Here is a 15,901-nt window from a genome sequence, read left to right on the forward strand (position 1 = left end):
AGTTCGCTCATCAAGCCGGAACGTCAAACAACAACGAGCCCTTGATCGTCGCCCAATGCGCTGCTTCAGCATCACCGAGCTTCTCGGCTTTGACGTAGCTCAAGGCAAGCATCTTGCGCGTGCCGGGCAGTACCAGGGCGAGCTGAAACTGGAAGACCTTTTCGTTGCCCTTGTTGAACTGGCTGCGCAGCTCGATGCCTTCGACTTCCTGATTGGCGCCCAGGCGCACGGCGACGCCCGGTTGAGCGCGCAGGTCCTGGACCTGTTTTTCCAGGCGTTTGAGCTGCTCGTCGAGGTTGCTCTGCAGGGTTTCGCCGTCGGCCAGCAAGCTGCGGCTGACGATCAAGGAGGTGCCCAGTTCAGGGAACTTGAGGATGTTGATCGTTGCATCCAGCAACTCGCTGGGCGGCAGCTGGAACTGGAATTCATTGATGCGGTAAGTCATGGCGCATAAATCTCGAGGTTAACCCTTGGGGAACGCGGCAGCGATATTGGCGTCGATGCTGGCCTTGACGCCCTGGCCGTCGGGCGTGGCACCGGGGCCGCCGCCGTTGTTCAGGTGCAGCACGCCGCCGGTGTTGAATTCGGCATCGCCGCTGGCATAGAAGCTGATTTGCACGCCGGTCAAATTGATCTGGCCGCTGGCGTTGAGCTCCAGAATGCTTTCGCCGCAGACCAGGCGCAGGTTCTCGCCCACTTCAATGACGTAGCTCTGGCTGATGCTGTCGGTCTTGCGCAGGCCCACCGACAGGATGTCTTCCTGCTTGACGATGCGCAGGCGGTTGTTGCCGATGGTCACCGTCTCGTTGTGGCCGATGCTCTTGTTGCGGTCGTGACCCACCGAGTGGCTTTCATCGACCTCCACCACAATGTCCTGGTTGCGCTCGGCATGGATGTACAACTGCTCGGCGCCTTTTTTGTCTTCCATGCGGATTTCGTTGAAATTCGCTGGGGTGCCGCCCTTGCTCGAACGGCTTTTCATGCCGCTCTGGGTGGCGTTTGCGGGCAGGTCATAAGGCACGGTCTGTTCGGCGTTGTAGACGCGACCGGTGATGATCGGCCGGTCGGGGTCGCCTTCCAGGAAGCTGACAATCACTTCCTGGCCAATGCGCGGGATCTGCATCGAGCCCCAGTTTTTCCCGGCCCAGGACTGTGACACGCGAATCCAGCACGAGCTGTTTTCGTTGGACTGGTCGTGACGGTCCCAGTAGAAATGCACCTTCACCCGGCCGAACTGATCGGTCCAGATTTCCTCGCCCTTGGGGCCGACCACCAACGCGGTCTGCGGGCCTTTGACGATGGGGCGATGGGTCGTGGGCAGCGGCCGGTAGCTTTGTTGGGCGACGATGCAGGTCAGGCTGCTTTCGAACTGGGCCGAAGGCGCGCCGCCGCCGGTTTCACCGCTTTCCTGGGACACGTAATAGCGGGCGCCGACGATCAGGTATTCGCGGTTCTGGTCCTGGCGGGTGAAGCCGGTGAGGCTGAACAGGTGGCCCGAGCCCAGGCCGCGAGCGTTGCCGGCCAGCTCCACTTGCTCGTGCAGGGTTTGCAAGGCTTCGATGCGGGTGCGGGCGTAGTGTTCGCCGTCTTGGCTCTGGACATAGGTGCCGGGGTAGTCGTACAGCGGATAGTCGCCGGCGGTGTGCGGGCGCGGCATGGCCGAACGCACGTCGATGCGCGCGCTGGGGCGCTGGAAGTCGTAGTCGTTGAGTTCCAGCGAGCCGGGCTGCACTTCCTGGGCCAGGTGCCAGTCGTGGATATGGTCGCGCTCGCGCTGCTGTTCGTTCTTGGGGTAGTAGGGCACCGAACCGTAGCCGGGCACCGTGGTGTGGGCACCATAGGCGTCGGCCAGCACCAATACATGACGGCCCTGTTCGTGGCGGAAGAAGTAGTAGATCCCTTCCTGTTCCATCAGGCGACTGACGAAATCGAAGCTGGTTTCGCGATACTGCACGCAGTATTCCCACTCGCGATAGGGGCGGCTGAGGGCGTCTTCGAAGTCGGAAAAACCCAGGTCGCGAAACACCTGCTTGATGATCTGCGGGATGGTCAGGTTCTGGAAAATCCGGCAATCGGAGGTACGGGTCAGCAGCCATAGCCAGGGCCGCAAGGTCGCCTGGTAACTGGCGAACTGGCCTTGGTCAACGTTCTGGCTGAAGCGCGAAACGATGCCGTGGAAATGCCGCTCGCCGCCGCCGTCCAGTTGCAGGCTCACGCACATGGGTTTGCCGAGCACCTGGTTGAGGTCGATGGCGTTGTCCAGCGAGTGCAACTGCAACTCGTAGTTGAACAGCCGCCCCAGCTCTTCGCCGCCGCCCATGTCCTTGAGCAACAGCACCTCAGGTCCCAGGGGGCTGGTGATTTTGGCCAGGCGTGAGGCTTGGTTGAATAACATCGAGTGTCCCGTGCAAGTTGTAATAGCTGAAGGAACGCAACCCCCACTGTGGAAGATGCCACTGTGGGAGCGAGCTTGCTCGCGATGGCGGCGTATCAGTCAACATTGATGTTGAATGTACTTGCGCTATCGCGAGCAAGCTCGCTCCCACAGGGTTTTACGGTGTTCCTTACCGTCAGGCCGCGTCGCTGAAATCGTACTGCAATTCGTTATCCCGGGCGCTGATCCGCACGCCGGCCAGCGCCTTGCCTTCGAGCATGCGGGTCAGGAACTCGCGGCTCATGTCCGGCAGCAGGCTGTTGGTCAGGATGGCGTCGATCATGCGTCCGCCGCTTTCGGTTTCGGTGCAGCGCGAGACGATCAGGTCGATCACCGCGTCGTCGTAGTCGAAGGCGACTTTGTGGGTGTTCTCTACGCGCTTCTTGATGCGGTTGAGTTGCAGGCGGGTGATGGCCTTGAGCATCTCGTCGCTGAGCGGGTAGTACGGAATCGTCACCAGGCGACCCAGCAGGGCCGGCGGGAAAATCTCCAGCAGCGGCTGGCGCAGGGCCTTGGCGATGTCCTCGGGCTCGGGCACGTTCTGCGGGTCTTTGCAGACCTGGGCAATCAGTTCGGTACCGGCGTTGGTAGTCAACAGAATCAAGGTGTTCTTGAAGTCGATCACCCGGCCTTCACCGTCCTCCATCACGCCTTTGTCGAACACCTGGAAGAAAATCTCATGCACATCCGGGTGGGCTTTTTCCACCTCGTCCAGCAGCACCACGCTGTACGGTTTGCGCCGCACGGCTTCGGTCAGTACGCCGCCTTCGCCATAGCCGATGTAGCCCGGTGGCGCGCCCTTGAGGGTGGACACGGTGTGGGCTTCCTGGAACTCGCTCATGTTGATGGTGATGACGTTCTGCTCGCCGCCATACATGGCTTCGGCCAGGGCCAGGGCGGTTTCGGTCTTGCCCACGCCAGAGGTGCCGGCGAGCATGAACACGCCAATGGGCTTGCTCGGGTTGTCCAGGCCGGCGCGGGAGGTCTGGATGCGCTTGGCGATCATCTGCAAGGCGTGGTCTTGGCCGATGATGCGTTTTTTCAGGTGCTGGTCGAGGTTGAGCACCGTTTCCAGTTCGTTGCGAGCCATGCGGCCCACCGGGATACCGGTCCAGTCGGCGACCACCGAGGCCACGGCCTGGTAGTCCACGGTCGGCAGAATCAATGGGGTTTCGCCTTGCAGCGCGGTCAGGCGCTGTTGCAGGTCCACCAGTTGCTCGCGCAGGGCGTGGCTTTCGTTGTCGCAAGCTTCGCTGTTGTCTTCGCTGTCCACCACGCCGACGCGCTCGCGCAGGGTGGCACGGGTGGCGAGCAACTCGTCCACCAAGGCTTTCTCTTCGGCCCAGCGGCCTTCCAGCTCGGCCAGGCGTTCGCGTTCGGCGCTCAGCAGGTTTTCGCTCTGGGTCTGACGGCTGCCAATGGCAATGCCGATGGCGTGTTCACGGGCGATGATTTGCAGCTCGGTTTCCAGCGCTTCGATGCGCCGACGGCTGTCGTCCACTTCGGCCGGCACCGCGTGCAGGCTGATGGCGACACGGGCGCAGGCGGTATCCAGCAGACTCACGGATTTGTCCGGCAACTGGCGCGCCGGGATGTAGCGGTGGGACAGTTTGACCGAGGCCTCCAGGGCTTCGTCGAGGATCTGCACCTGATGGTGTTTTTCCATGGTCGAGGCCACGCCGCGCATCATCAGCAGCGCCTTGTCTTCGGACGGCTCGGCCACTTGCACCACCTGGAAACGCCGGGTCAGGGCCGGGTCTTTTTCGATGTGCTTCTTGTACTCGGCCCAGGTCGTGGCCGCTACCGTGCGCAGGGTGCCGCGGGCCAGGGCCGGCTTGAGCAGGTTGGCCGCGTCACCCGTGCCGGCAGCGCCACCGGCGCCCACCAGGGTGTGGGCTTCGTCGATGAACAAAATGATCGGTTTGGGCGACGCCTGGACATCTTCGATGACCTGACGCAGGCGCTGTTCGAACTCGCCTTTCATGCTCGCGCCGGCCTGTAGCAGGCCGACATCGAGGCTGCGTAGCTCCACGTCCTTGAGCGATGGCGGCACGTCGCCGGCGACGATGCGCAGGGCAAAGCCTTCGACCACGGCGGTCTTGCCCACGCCGGCTTCACCGGTGAGGATCGGGTTGTTCTGCCGGCGGCGCATGAGGATGTCCACCAGTTGGCGGATCTCTTCGTCGCGACCGACGATGGGGTCGAGCTTACCGCTGCGCGCCTGTTCGGTGAGGTCCACGGTGAAGCGCTTGAGGGCTTCCAGTTTGCCCATGGCGCTGGGGGCCATGGCGCCGCTGGCTTCGCCCGGCACGGCGCCGGCGTTGAAACCGTCGCTGGCGGTCAGGGCGTTTTCCGGGGAGTCGCCGACGTATTCGTCAAAGCGCTCGCTCAAGGCCTCGACCTTGACCTTGTCGAACTCCGACGACAGCCCCAGCAACGCATGGCGCAGGCTTGGCGTCTTGAGAATACCAAGCACCAGGTAACCGGTGCGCACCTGGCTTTCGCCAAACATCAGGCTGCCGTAGACCCAACCGCGTTCCACGGCTTCTTCAACGTGGGAAGACAGGTCGGTGATGGAGGTCGAGCCCCGTGGCAGGCGGTCCAGGGCTTCGGTCAGGTCGCGGGCCAGGCGTGCCGGCTCGATATTGAACTGGCGGATGATGCGGTGCAGGTCCGAGTCCTGCAGTTGCAGCAACTGATGAAACCAGTGGGCCAGTTCCACGTAGGGGTTACCGCGCAACTTGCAGAACACGGTGGCGGCTTCGATGGCTTTGTAGGCCACGCTGTTGAGTTTGCCGAACAACGCGGCGCGACTGATTTCACCCATGCTCATGGCTCCTTGAGGTCTGTGAGGTGTTGGCCTGTTCGGCGTAATGCCGGGCCAGTATTAAATCCTTGGCATCTGTTTCGGGGCGTCCCAACCAGGTGTTGAACCCCAGGCGCAAACTACCGTTGAGTTGCAGCGCCGGTACTTCGGGTTGTTCCAGGATCAGGTTCAGGTCCCAGTCCAGTTCATGGCCCAGGTATTCGGCGACCCAGGCCACCAGCTCGTTGAAGGGTTGGCTGCCGGGCAACATGCCCATGTAGTCATCGAGCTTGAGTGGCCCCAGGCGAATGCGGAATTTGTGCTGGCGATCCCACACGTAGCGGCCCAGGCAAAAGTCCACGCCCAACTGATGGGCGCTGACGCCCACGCGGCTGCGTTCTGGCAGTTCCAGCCATTGGCCGACGTATTCTTCGATCTCCACCGGCAGGCTGAAGTACTCGCTGATGATGGCCTTCAGGCCGTCCGGGTAGCGGGTTTGCGCCGACAAGTGGCCGCTGTAATGCAGCTTCGCCGTGTCGGGGATCAGCCCCTGCTTGAGCAGGCTCGGCATGCCCCGACCACTGAGGGCGGCCAGGCGCGCCGACCAGTAGTCATCGTCCGGGCGATCATGGCTGACCGTTGGCCGCGCTTCGGCCCAGGCCCGGTAGAATAGGCTGAGCAGGCGATGGTGGAACACATCGAGGAACCGTTTGCTGGTGCTGTCGGCGTTGTTGCGCTGACGTTCGCGCACGTATTCGGTGATGTGCAGCGGCAGCGGGCCGTTGGGGCCGCCGAGGCCGAAGAAGAACTGCTCCAGGCGTGCCGGCGCACCGTCGAGGCCCGGTTGCACCGAGGCCAGGGTCGCCGGGGCGAAGGTGCATTCGGCCTGTTGCCCCAGGCGCAGCGGGTCATCGGCCAGGCGCAATGAATGGCCCAGGCGCGGCAGCTCGGGGGATTCGCACTCGATACGGCGCAAGGCCTGGAAGAAGTCGTATTCCCAGGGCTCCTGGTGCATCGCGTCCAGGGTACTCAAAGGGTCGGACGACGTCCGGGCTTGGCTTTCCATCGCATGATCTCGCCGCGTTCGGTGGTACGGATCACCGTTTCGGTAAAACTGTTGATCGACACGTAGCGTGCCAGGAAGCGCTCGAACACCGCACCGAGCAAAAACACCCCAGTGCCGCGAAACGCGTTTTCATCGAATTCCAGGGTGATTTCCAGGCCCCGACCAAACACGATCGGGCCGGGCATCGGCAGGCGTCGGGTGCAGGCCTTGCTGCTGACTTCGCGCAGGCCTTCGATCTGCAACTGCACCGCCGCATCGTTGCTGTCGCCGTACAGGCGCAGCAGTTCGCGCAGGGCGGCGGCGCCCTGGCCTTGCTCGCTCAGGGACAGGTAATTGAGCGAGAGCTGGCTGATCAAACGCCAGGCCTTGGCGTCGTGGGCATGGCTGGCCCGTGGTCGACTGGGGCCGGCGACGCAACGAATCGCGCCGACGGGCGCGCTGTCGGCCAACGTGAAATCAGTCTTGCCGTTGCCCACACTCATGAACAGCGGTAGGTCGCGGTTGGTGCACAGCGCCGTCACGCCCAGTTGGCGCAGGTCGTGGCGATAGGGCGCCTGCTGGCTGTCCACCAGGCTGACGAAGGTTTCGCTGCCCACGTAGGTCGAGCGCGGGCCGTTGCGTCGTTGGTCGCTGGACAATACTCGTGGCTCACGCCGTATTGTGTAATAGGCCTGGTCGCGGCCATAACGGGACGGATCGCGCACGGCATAGAACGGCAGGAACGGCTGCTCCGGCCCGGTGCCGTGGCCGGTGAGGCCGGTCAGCGAATGCACTTCGAAATCCATCGGTCGGGTGCGGTCGGCGATGACGTGATGTTCGTTGACCCGCTCCGAGAGGTGGATGCGATCCAGGCGCTTGGGGAACAGGTTGATCGCCGGGGTGCAGAACGGCAGGAACTGCGCGGCGCCGACGCTGCCCTCCAGGCTCGGGTCGTGCCGGTCGAACAGCACGATCAGCTCCAGCTCCTGACCGTCGCAGCGCTTGACCGCGCGGCTCAATTGGGTGAAGTCGACGAACAGGAACCGATGGGGCAGGGCGAAGTATTCCTGCAACAGGCGATAGCCCTGGAAGGCGCGCGAGACCACGGGCAGCGCGGCATCGGCATCGTCGAAACCCCGCGAGCACAGCGCGTCCTGAGGCAAGCGTTCAACCCAATCGCCGCCGGGCTTGCGGGCGAACACCGCGCAAGCATTGCTCAGCAGTTGTTCGTAGAGACGGAAGGGCTGTTCGTCGGCACCGCTGAGGTACAGCGGCAGGTTGTCCAGGGGCAGGCTGTTGAACGGCAGTTCGGCGCCTGTACGCAGGGTCAGGCGCAGGCCGGCCTTGGCCTTCGGTTCGCTGGCGGCCAGGCGTCCGAGCACGGCGGACGGGTTGCCGAAGTACTCGGCCTGGCTGACCTGCAACGGCCACAGCGTCACCGCGTGGGCGGTGCGGTACTCGCAGCAGGTCTGGGTTTCACGCCCCAGGGCGGCGCGCAGGACGGTGTCCCGGGGCAGCGCAAAGCCGCCGCTCAGCGAGCCCTCATCGGGGTCGGTCTGCAGTTGCACCACGGTCATCGACGGCGTGGGCGCCAGATAGTGGGGGTAGGCGATTTCCAGCAGGTTATGGGTGAAGGTCGGGTACTCGGCATCGAGCTTGAGCTGCACCCGCGCCGTCAGGTAGGCGAAGCCTTCCAGCAAACGTTCGACGTACGGGTCGGCGCAGTCCATCCCGGACAACGTCAGCCGACTGGCGATCTTGGGGTATTCCTTGGCGAACTCCGCCGCGCTTTCGCGCACGTGGTGCAGTTCCTGGTTGTACAGCTCCAGCAGGCGCGGATTCATGGGCGTCTCCGCTGGTCGGCTTGGACCACGCGCACGTGGCCGGTTTCCAGGTCCAGGTCGGTTTGCAGCATCAGGCGCAGCGGCACGGGCTGCGCCCAGAGGTCACCCTCGATCTCGAAACTCAAGGCGTTGTGGTTCATCTCGGCGGTTGCTCGGGCTCGCACCCTCAGGGTGTGGCGCAAGATGCGCGGTTCGAACGTGGCGATGGCTTGGTGGATCAACGCTTCCAAGGCCGGAAGGTCGACGTTCGATGCGCTGTTGCCGGCCAGCGCCGGCAACCCGAAATTGACCACAGACGTGCCTGCCGGGGTGTGCAGCGTGGCGTCGGTATCGAGCAACGATGTGGTGTTGAGCAACCACGCCAGGTCACGCAGCACCGAGGCTTTCAACTGGGTGAGCGACAACACGCGCTTGTCGGCGCTTTCCTTGGGGTTGCTCGGATCGTCGTCGGTCAACCGGTCCAACAGGGACGGTTGCAGGCGATCGCGGGTGGCGATTTCGGTTACCACCGAAAGAGCGCCGTATACATTTTTTGATCCCATTGGCCAGGGCCGCAGGAGGCGAATTGGCTCACATCCGAGACCTCCAATGTTTCCTTGACCAGGCGTACTGCTTGAATTTTGGTCAAGCAATCGCGGCTGGGAGCGGGCATGTGTTCGCTGCGTTCGACCAAGAAAATCGGCACTTGGTTGAAGGTCTCCACACGCAGTTGCTTGTCCGGGCCCAGGCTGAACTGGCAAGGCCATTCCATATCGAGCGTCAGGTGGCTCTGGTCAGGTTTAACGAGCGTGCAGCGACCTTGAACGTCGATCAGGCTCACCGGATATCCGACGAAAACTGCTTGCGTCAGGGCTGCCGGAGCGACTGTTTCCTGCCCGGCGCACGCGCTTAGACTGACGAGGCTTACCGCCAGCGCCGAAAGAAACAAAGGGCTGCGCATCACGAAAGCTCCCAGAACCAGATGGCCTTGGATCTTGAGAACAGATCACCGCTCTTGGTCAGGCCACGGTTCCACAGGTCGATGTGATCACCAGTAGGTCGACCGGCAGTGTCGCTGTTCTGTTGGTAGCAGTCTTTGAAGAAGATGATTCCGGTTTTGCCCATCAGTGTTGTGCGGTCTGCCACGCTGGTGGTGTAGACCTTCGGTGGGCCTAGGCGGTTCTTCCTCCATAGCCAGTTGGCCAATGACTCCGCGCCGCGGGCATGTCCATGGGCGCATTTGGGATCCAGCGTATAAGTCGATGAGTTGACCGGTAAGGTCTTTTCTCCGCACAAGGCGATGCTCATACGAATAGCGCACTGGTTGACATAGGGACCGTCGCAAGCCGGACTGGCGGACGGGTAGGGCGGATAGCTGTTCCACAAATTGATAAACGAAGGCTTGGCCATGACTCAGATACCGGGTGGGAAAGGATTGGATTCGAGCAAGCACCAAACACCCCCGGCGCCTGGCACCGGGGGCGTGTTCGATCACACCTTGACGTTCTGACGGATGTTCCAGCCGAACTTGACCGGGCCGCCTTCCTTGGTGCCGTCGGCTTTTTGCGGCTGATAGTCGACCATCACCTTGGCGAAGTTCAGGGTGACGTTTTCGGTCAGGCGATCATCGTTGCCCGAGCCGCCGGTGCTCAGGGACGTGATCAGCACTTCTTCAAGATTGATGATCATGTACTCGACCTGGCTTTCACCACCGGCCTTGCGCACGGTCAGCTTGACCTTGTCGATGTGCTTGCCGCTGGCGCAATGCATCATCAGGTTGGGCGATGCCTTGTCGACGAACTTGGTCAGCGACAGGTCCTGCACGTTGACCTTGCCCGCGCCACCGCCACTGCCCACGTGCATGTTGCCGGACTGGGACATGCCCCAGCTCCAGTTCAGGACATCGATCTCGTCCTTGTGGGCCTTGTCCATGGACTCGCCCTTGATGTCGCCGATCTTGATGAAAATATCAACAGCCATGTTTTCTCCCTGTGTGGTCTCTACCACATTGTTTGATTGACGCCGACCTTGCGAAATCTGTTCTGCTGAACGCTACGAAGGCGATCTCCAATTCACTGAAGACCCCCTGTGGGAGCGAGCCTGCTCGCGATGACGGCGTGTCAGGCAACGCAGGTGGCGACGGATCCACCGCTATCGCGAGCAGGCTCGCTCCCACATGTTTACCGCGTACCGTTCAACAGGTTTTTACGCACCCTTGGCCGAAGGCAGTTTCGATACCAGGCGCAGCGACACAGTCAGCCCTTCGAGCTGATAGTGCGGGCGCAGGTAGAACTTGGAGTTGTAGTACCCCGGGTTGCCTTCGACTTCCTCGACGATGACCTCGGCGGCGGCCAGTGGGTGCTGGGCCTTGGTGGTCTCGGTGGAGTGCGCCGGGTCACCGTCGACGTAGTTGAGGATCCAGTCCTGCAACCAGCGCTGCATCTCGTCCTTCTCTTTGAAGGAGCCGATCTTGTCGCGCACGATGCACTTGAGGTAATGGGCGAAACGGCAGGTGGCGAACAGGTACGGCAGGCGCGCGGCCAGGTTGGCGTTGGCGGTGGCGTCCGGGTCGTCGTATTCGGCCGGTTTCTGCAACGACTGGGCGCCGATGAACGCGGCGAAGTCGGTGTTTTTCTTGTGCAGCAGCGGCATGAAACCGTTCTTCGCCAGCTCCGCTTCACGGCGGTCCGAAATGGCGATTTCGGTCGGGCACTTCATGTCCACGCCACCGTCATCGGTAGGGAAGGTGTGGGCTGGCAGGTTTTCCACTTCACCGCCGGATTCCACGCCACGGATGCGCGAGCACCAGCCGAAGTGTTTGAACGAACGGTTGATGTTCACCGCCATCGCATAAGCGGCGTTGGCCCAGGTGTACTTGGAGCTGTCGGCGCCGTCGGTGTTTTCTTCGAAGGCGAAGGCTTCCACCGGGTCGGTCTTGGCGCCGTACGGCAGGCGCGCCAGGAAACGCGGCATGGTCAGGCCGATGTAACGCGAGTCTTCCGATTCACGCAGCGAACGCCAGCCGGCATATTCCGGCGTGGTGAAGATCTTGGTCAGGTCGCGCGGGTTCGACAGTTCCTGCCACGAGCCCATGCCCATCACGGTCGGCGATGCGGCGGCAATGAACGGCGAGTGCATGGCGGCGCAGACCTTCGACAGCTCGCCCAGCAGCTCCACGTCCGGTGGCGACTGGTCGAAGTAGTAGTCGCCCACCAGGCAACCGTACGGTTCACCGCCGAACTGGCCGTATTCTTCTTCGTACATCTTCTTGAAGATCGGGCTCTGGTCCCACGCGGTGCCCTTGAATTTCTTCAGGGTCTTGTGCAGGTCGGTCTTGGAGATGTTGAGCACGCGGATCTTGAGCTGCTCGTCACTCTCGGTGTTGTTGACCAGGTAGTGCAGGCCACGCCAGGCGCTTTCCAGCTGCTGGAAGTCGGGGTGGTGGATGACCTGGTTGACCTGGGCGGTGAGCTTGGCGTCGATGGCGGCGATGATTGATTCGATCGACTTGATGGCGTCGTTGGACACCAGGTCAGTCTGCGCCAGGGCCTGCTCGGCCAGCGTGCGCACGGCGGTTTCGACGGCTTCGCGAGCGCGCTCGGTCTTGGGCTTGAATTCTTGCATCAGCAGCGAGGCGAACTCGCTGGGTACTTCGGTGGTGCCCAGGGCCTGGGACTGATTTTCACGTGCTGATTCGTTCATGATCATTCGTCCTGATTAAGCCTTGGGCTCGTTATCGGCGGGCTTGGGCGCGCTGGCCAGGGCCTGCAACAGGGCAGGGTCCTTGATCGCTTTCATGATGATTTCTTCGGCGCCAGTCTTGCCGTCCATGTAGGTCAGCAGGTTGGCCAGTTGGGTGCGCGCTTCGAGCAGCTTGTTCAGCGAGTCGACCTTGCGGGCCACGGCCGCCGGGCTGAAGTCGTCCATGCTTTCGAAAGTCAGGTCCAGGCTCAGGTTGCCTTCGCCGGTCAGTTCGTTGGGAACATGGAACGCCACGCGAGGCTGCATGGCCTTGAGGCGCGAGTCGAAATTGTCGACATCGATTTCAAGGAATTTGCGATCGGCCACAGGTGCCAGAGGCTCGGCGGGCTTGCCGGCCAGGTCCGCCATCACCCCCATGACAAAGGGCAACTGGACCTTTTTCTCGGCGCCGTAGAGCTCGACGTCGTACTCGATCTGCACTCGAGGCGCACGGTTGCGCGCGATGAATTTCTGAGAACTTTGCTTCGCCACGTTGCTGCTCCTGGTCGCTTGAGCGACGGTGTTGGCGTCATCGGGGGTGCCGGTGACGTGACTGCGTGATCCGTTCGCTTTTATTCGCTGTCTGGGCCGCGCAGGTTTTCAAATTGACTCATGCCGTCGGGAATCAGGTTGCGCACGATGGTCGCAAAGTCGGCGTTCACCAGAATCTTGGCCCGATTCAACAGCACCGGCAGGGGGCTGGAGGGCTCTTGACGGGCGTAGTACGCGAGAATCCGGTCCAGGCTGCGCAGCACGTCGTCGCGGCTGTTGATTTCGCCAGGGGCGGTGCTGCGTGGCGCGCCCGCGCTCGGCGCGGGGGCGTGTTCAACCGGCGCGGTGTTGTCGTCGCCGCTGCTGATGACTTCGGGCAGGGCGCTGTCGCCGCTCTGTGGGGCGAACTGGCCGAGAATCTGCAGGGCCATCTTGAGCGGTTGCTTCAGCGGGCCAAGGTCCACGCCTTGGGCGGAACCGACTTGATCGCTGACGTGTTGCTCGATGGCTTCGGCGGCGCTGCGGGCTTCCAGCAGGGCGGCGCGGGTGATTTCCAGCTGCTCGGGATCACTGTCGAGCAGGGCTCCGGCGAGCTGTTCAGCGCCGAGGCTTTCATTCGGGAAACTTTGCAGGCCGCTGGCATTGGCGGCGGCGCGCAGGCTCACGGCACCGAAGGTGCGCGAGCGGGCCAGAATGCTTTCGCGCAGCAGGCCAATGGTGATATCGGATGTCAGGCCGGCGAGGGCGTTGATGCGCACGGTGGGATCGTTGTCGTCCTCGGCGTCCAGGCGCGGATGCAGCTCGGCCCAGTACTGCTTGAGCAATTCGCTGGTCAGCGTCAACACACGGGCCAGGCCCGGTATGCCTTCCAGGGCCAGGGAACTTTGCAGCAGGAAATGGGTGATGCGCAGGTCTTTGCTGCGTTGCAGCAGGTCCAGGCTTTGCTGCTGGATGCTGCGCCACTCAGGGGGTTCGGCAGGCAATATCGAATCGCCCATGCTGCGCTCGGGCTGACCTTGGGAATCGCGTTCCAGGCGCAAGAAATCCGCGTCATATTCCAAATCTTCACCGCACGGCGAAGTCGCGGATACGGCGGCGAGCAGCAGAGGCACATCCACTTCGTTCGATCTCCCTATCGCCCGCTGAATAACTCGGGCAGTGCACACGCAAGTTCCGAATGGAACTCCACATGTTCCTTGAGGCTAATGGCTCTTTAGATGCTTAATGATCTTAAAGTGCCATCACGTATATTCAAGAAGTTGTGCATTTTTGGTGTAGTACTTATGGCTTGTCAAGGTAAGCTATTTCCCCTGTGTGACAGTTGTGAGGCGCTTAACAACCTGCGCGACCAGTAGGTCAAGGCAGGCACTGATGCAGGTTTTTTGTCATGCAGGCGGGTTAATATCAGCAATCATGCTGGCAAAAAGCCGTTTCGCAGTCGGTTGCAAAGGTTTGTCGGCGAGTCGTTCGGGCGTAGATCCCGGCACTCGATCGCATGCGCAAGTGTTCAGCAAGGAGGCAAGATGGCGCTGTGTTTGACTATCACTAGTTATCACAAGATTACCCCGGGCCAGTGTTCTGAAAAGTCCATGGACCAGGGAGTGATGGCAATTGGCCGTAATTCCGATAATGACTGGGTATTACCGGACCCTGAGCGCCTGGTTTCCGGCAAACATTGCGTTATTCAATACAAAGACGGGCGTTATTACTTAACCGATAACAGCACTAATGGTGTGGAATTGGTCAAGGCCGGTGTCCGTTTGCGCAAGGGCAACAGTGAGCCGCTGCAAGACGGCGAAGTTATCCGCATTGGCGATTATGAAATCCAGGCGCGGGTGGATTTCAACCTGCCAGTCTCCGACAGCAATCCGTTCGCTGAGGCGCCCAGCAGCTTCGAAGCCTTGATGGGACATCAGGGTGCCGGCTTGAATACACCTACGCCGATGCCCGTGGCTCCCCCGGCCCATTTCCAGGGCGCCTCGGCCATGGACACCTTGCCCGACCTGTTCGACTTCCTGAGCCCGGGCAGTGTCCCGCCGGCCACCCAGCCTGACCATGTGCCGGCCCAACAGCATGATTTCCGTCCACCGACGCCCATTGCTGCTCCCAGCCCGCCGCCGGTGATCGAGCCTGTGGCGCAGGCCTCGGCCTCGGTGATACCGGAGGACTGGGACCCGTTCAGCGACAAGCCCGCGCCCGTGGCAGTTGCTCCGATTCCTGTCGCTGCGCCACCGGTTGCGCCACCGCCCGTTGTCGAGCGGCCTGTCGTAGAGCCGCCTGTCGTAGAGCCGGTGCCGACACCCCCGCCTCAGGTCCACGCCACCGCCGAACCTGCGCCGCTGCGCGAGGCGCCGGTGACCAGCGTTCAAACCCCGGCCACGCCGCCCAAGCCGCTCGACGCCGCCCAGCCCGACCTGTTGCAAGCCTTCCTGCGCGGCGCCGGGCTGGATCAGTTGCGCCTGGACCAGGCCCAGGCCGAGGCGCAGATGGAAAGCATCGGGCGCAGCTATCGGCTGATGGTCGAAGGCTTGATCGATGTCTTGCGTGCCCGCAGCAGCCTCAAGGGCGAGTTCCGCATTCAGCAAACGATGATCCAGCCGGTGGAAAACAACCCGCTGAAGTTCGCCCCCAATGTCGAGGAGGCCATGTTGTTGCTGCTGCGCCATGGCAATCAGGCGTTCATGGCGCCGGATGTGGCGGTGCGTGACAGCTTCGACGACCTGCGCGCTCACCAACTGGCAGTGATGGCCGGCGTGGAAGCGGCCATCAAGCATTTGCTGGCGCGCTTTGAGCCGGCGCAACTGGAAGAGCGCATGGGCAAACCCGCTGGTCTGTCGAGCATTTTCAACGGCTCGCGACAGGCTCAGTACTGGCAGCAATTCACCGAGCTCTACAGCAACATTTCCCGGGAAGCCCAGGAGGATTTCCAGGACCTGTTCGGACGCGAATTCAGTCGCGCCTACGAAGAGCACAGCGCGCGACAGCGCCGCCTATAACACTTTTAAAAGCAATCAACGGATAGCTCAAACGTCATTGAGGACGCAGGATGATTTTCAGGTTTTTACTCGCAGTCGCCACCGTGCTTCTGCTGACGGCATGCGCCAAGGATGCGGCCGATCCACAGTCCGAAGAGGCTGACACCGCCGCCGTCGAACTGCACTTTCACGCCATTGCCGGCCTCAACCCCGGCGCCACCGGCCATCCGGCGCCGGTCCGGGTGCGAATTTTCGAACTGAAAAATGCCGCCACCTTCGCCCGCTCCGATTATTTCGCCCTGGCCGAACGGGCCCAGGCGACCCTCGGTGCCGACCTGATCGATCAGGACGAAGTGCTGGTCCAGCCCGGTCAGCAGTTGAGCCTGCAACGCGATCTCGATCCGGCTACCCGCCATATCGGCGTGCTGGTGGGCTATCGCGAACTGGACCGGTCACTGTGGCGCACGGTGATGAATGTCCCGCCGCGCCAATACACCGAATACCAGATCAGCCTCGACGTGCGCGCCGTGCGCAGCGCCGTCGTCGTTCCCCCATCCAGCCCTGCCCAATAAGCAATCGGAGCCC

At 62.2% G+C, this 15,901-nt stretch carries 14 protein-coding genes; 2 read left to right on the top strand and 12 right to left on the bottom strand.

The features are described 5' to 3' along the window. Positions 1-10: 10 nt before the first annotated feature. The 12 genes from T3A99_RS26685 to tssA form a co-directional block, all read right to left on the bottom strand. A complete protein-coding gene (locus T3A99_RS26685) occupies positions 11-445 on the bottom strand; it encodes a DcrB-related protein (protein ID WP_047226763.1) in 435 nt (144 codons plus the stop codon). A gap of 18 nt (positions 446-463) precedes the next feature. Next, complete coding sequence (gene tssI / locus T3A99_RS26690) at positions 464-2,395, bottom strand: type VI secretion system tip protein TssI/VgrG (RefSeq protein ID WP_047226764.1); 1,932 nt, start codon at positions 2,393-2,395, stop codon at positions 464-466. A gap of 175 nt (positions 2,396-2,570) precedes the next feature. Further along, complete coding sequence (tssH, locus tag T3A99_RS26700; RefSeq protein ID WP_047226765.1) at positions 2,571-5,261, bottom strand: type VI secretion system ATPase TssH; 2,691 nt, start codon at positions 5,259-5,261, stop codon at positions 2,571-2,573. Next, positions 5,254-6,306 carry a type VI secretion system baseplate subunit TssG gene (gene tssG, locus T3A99_RS26705; protein ID WP_322834965.1) on the bottom strand — a complete coding sequence of 351 codons (1,053 nt, stop codon included), beginning with the start codon at positions 6,304-6,306 and terminating at the stop codon, positions 5,254-5,256. The genes tssH and tssG overlap by 8 nt, the downstream gene beginning before the upstream one ends. Then, positions 6,270-8,129, bottom strand: coding sequence for a type VI secretion system baseplate subunit TssF (gene tssF, locus T3A99_RS26710; protein ID WP_047226767.1), 1,860 nt, complete (start codon positions 8,127-8,129; stop codon positions 6,270-6,272). Before tssF ends, tssG begins: the two co-directional genes overlap by 37 nt. Beyond that, positions 8,126-8,638 carry a type VI secretion system baseplate subunit TssE gene (gene tssE / locus T3A99_RS26715; protein WP_047226768.1) on the bottom strand — a complete coding sequence of 171 codons (513 nt, stop codon included), beginning with the start codon at positions 8,636-8,638 and terminating at the stop codon, positions 8,126-8,128. Before tssE ends, tssF begins: the two co-directional genes overlap by 4 nt. After that, the gene (locus tag T3A99_RS26720; RefSeq protein ID WP_322834966.1) at positions 8,632-9,069 is read right to left on the bottom strand and encodes a hypothetical protein; all 438 of its coding nucleotides are present in this window, start codon (positions 9,067-9,069) and stop codon (positions 8,632-8,634) included. The genes tssE and T3A99_RS26720 overlap by 7 nt, the downstream gene beginning before the upstream one ends. Continuing rightward, complete coding sequence (locus T3A99_RS26725) at positions 9,069-9,518, bottom strand: type VI secretion system amidase effector protein Tae4 (RefSeq protein ID WP_047226770.1); 450 nt, start codon at positions 9,516-9,518, stop codon at positions 9,069-9,071. The genes T3A99_RS26720 and T3A99_RS26725 overlap by 1 nt, the downstream gene beginning before the upstream one ends. An 81-nt stretch (positions 9,519-9,599) precedes the next feature. Further along, complete coding sequence (locus tag T3A99_RS26730) at positions 9,600-10,088, bottom strand: Hcp family type VI secretion system effector (protein WP_047226771.1); 489 nt, start codon at positions 10,086-10,088, stop codon at positions 9,600-9,602. A gap of 225 nt (positions 10,089-10,313) precedes the next feature. After that, positions 10,314-11,810 carry a type VI secretion system contractile sheath large subunit gene (tssC, locus tag T3A99_RS26735; RefSeq protein ID WP_047226772.1) on the bottom strand — a complete coding sequence of 499 codons (1,497 nt, stop codon included), beginning with the start codon at positions 11,808-11,810 and terminating at the stop codon, positions 10,314-10,316. 15 nt (positions 11,811-11,825) lie between these two features. Next, positions 11,826-12,341, bottom strand: a complete 516-nt coding sequence (tssB, locus tag T3A99_RS26740; protein WP_047226773.1) for a type VI secretion system contractile sheath small subunit — start codon at positions 12,339-12,341, stop codon at positions 11,826-11,828. A gap of 80 nt (positions 12,342-12,421) precedes the next feature. Then, positions 12,422-13,459, bottom strand: a complete 1,038-nt coding sequence (gene tssA, locus T3A99_RS26745) for a type VI secretion system protein TssA (RefSeq protein ID WP_322834967.1) — start codon at positions 13,457-13,459, stop codon at positions 12,422-12,424. A 405-nt stretch (positions 13,460-13,864) separates the two neighbouring features. Between tssA and tagH the strand changes: the two genes are divergently transcribed. Both tagH and tssJ read left to right on the top strand, forming a co-directional pair. Next, positions 13,865-15,337, top strand: coding sequence for a type VI secretion system-associated FHA domain protein TagH (tagH, locus tag T3A99_RS26750; RefSeq protein WP_173406405.1), 1,473 nt, complete (start codon positions 13,865-13,867; stop codon positions 15,335-15,337). 50 nt (positions 15,338-15,387) lie between these two features. Next, the gene (gene tssJ, locus T3A99_RS26755) at positions 15,388-15,888 is read left to right on the top strand and encodes a type VI secretion system lipoprotein TssJ (protein ID WP_047226776.1); all 501 of its coding nucleotides are present in this window, start codon (positions 15,388-15,390) and stop codon (positions 15,886-15,888) included. Positions 15,889-15,901 lie beyond the last annotated feature (13 nt).

Origin of the sequence: Pseudomonas sp. N-137, from assembly GCF_034555295.1 — a bacterium.
GTDB classification, from domain to species: domain Bacteria; phylum Pseudomonadota; class Gammaproteobacteria; order Pseudomonadales; family Pseudomonadaceae; genus Aquipseudomonas; species Aquipseudomonas rhizophila.